Raw genomic sequence first — 1,734 nt, 5'->3', positions numbered from 1 at the left:
GTTGAGCGCGAGCAGGTTGGTCTGAGCTGCGATGCTGGAGATCAGCTCGGCGACGTGCTCGATCTGCTGGGCGCCGTCCGAGAGCGCGCGCACGATGGTGTCGGTGCGCCGCGCGCTGTCGACGGCGCGCCCCGTCACTTCGGCCGATTGCGCGACCTGGCGGCTGATCTCGGTGATTGAGGAGGACAGTTCCTCGGCGGCAGCGGCGACGGTCTGGACGCGCTGGCTGGCTTCGGTCGCGGCCGAGCCGACCACGGCAGCGCGGCGGTTGGTGCCTTCGGCGGTCGAGGACATCGACTTGGCGGTGGTCTCGAGCTCGCCGGAGCCGGAGGCCATCAGGCCGACGAGCTGGCCGACGGAGGCATCGAAGCGGTCGGCAAGCGCGATCAGGGCCTCGCGCTTCTCCTGCTCGCTGCGGGATTTGGCGGCAACCTGCTCGGCTTCGAGCGTGCGGGCCGTCAGCGCGGTCTGGCGCAGGACTTCGAGCGTCTCGGCCATGCGGCCGATCTCGTCGCCGCGGTCGGTCTCCTCGACCGGCTTGTCGATGGCGCCTTCGGAGATCGCCTGCATGCGGTTCTTCTGGCGGTCGAGCGCGCCGAGCACGTCGCGGGCGATCAGCCAGGACAGTGTCGCCATCAGCAGCATCAGGCCGACGCCGATCGCGGCGAGCTCCAGCGTCAGCGCACGCACGTCGGCGTCGATGTCGTCGACATAGAGGCCGTAGGCAATTGCGACGTTCCAGGGCGCAAAGTAGCGGGCGAACACCAGCTTGCGAACCGGAACGGTCTCGCCCGGACGCGGGAAAAGATAGGACAGGATGGCGCCTTCGGGAGCTTGCCTCGCCGTGTTGACGGTGGCATCGCCGATCACGATGCCATTGGCATCCTTGATGCCGTTGTTCTTGCCCTCGAGCTGAGGCGCGCCGCCGTTCATCATGACGGTTGAATCGGCGGTGTAGACGACGGGGTAGCCCTGGCCGCCGCCAAACTTCATCTGCCGTCCGCGCAGCTTGAACTGGGCCTGCGCGTCGGCGAGCGTCATCTTGCCGGCCGCGACCTCGTCATGGAGCGATTGCGCAAAGCCGTGCAGCAGATCGACCGCCGTCTGCATCTGGCGCGCGCGATCGTCGAGCATGCGGGTCTTGCTGAGATAGGCGGATGCCACGATGAGCGCAGTGACCGTGAGCGCCGCGAGACAGACCATGCTGGCGAGCTTGGTGCGGATCTTCAGGTGACTGAGCAGCGTCATGACGGCCTCGGGAACGGTTGTAGAATGCTTGTTCTCGCGCAGCCGTATCAGGAAGTTCTTACCATTCCTGAACGCAGGGGATGGCGTGTTCGAGCGCACCGCAATCCGCGCAGCCATGGACACGCATATGCAGGCGAGACGCCAACGCCTGCGGCGACGTGTCCGGAAAAATATGGATTGTGATCGTGTTTGCGCGCTCGAGCGCTGGCATCAATCGATGCATCGATTCGTCGATGCATCGTCGTGTTCGAGCCACGGATGTCGCGCGGCTCACGCCGCGCGCACGCCCTTCAGGAACGTTCCGACTTCGCCGGTGAGCTGCTCGGCCTGCTTGGAGAGGTTGCTGGCTGCGGCGAGCACCATGCCGGCGGCGTTACCGGTCTCGTTGGCGGCGGTCGAGACGCCGCCGATATTGGTGGTGACCTCCTTGGTCGCCTCTGCCGTCTGCGAGACGCTGCGGGCGATCTCGGCGGTGGCGGCGCCTTG

General features: G+C 66.6%; 1 protein-coding gene and 1 pseudogene. Both read right to left on the bottom strand.

Annotated features, from left to right (window positions below; genetic code table 11):
* The coding region (locus XH79_RS06925; protein WP_271581169.1) for a methyl-accepting chemotaxis protein at positions 1-1,248 on the bottom strand (1,248 nt) is incomplete at its 3' end.
* 270 nt (positions 1,249-1,518) lie between these two features.
* Positions 1,519-1,734 (bottom strand): annotated as a pseudogene (locus XH79_RS06920) (methyl-accepting chemotaxis protein); the annotation flags it as partial.

Source organism: Bradyrhizobium sp. CCBAU 45389 (genome assembly GCF_028128625.1).
In the GTDB taxonomy this organism is placed as follows: Bacteria; Pseudomonadota; Alphaproteobacteria; order Rhizobiales; family Xanthobacteraceae; genus Bradyrhizobium; species Bradyrhizobium liaoningense_B.
This window is presented reverse-complemented; position numbering and strand designations above follow the sequence as displayed.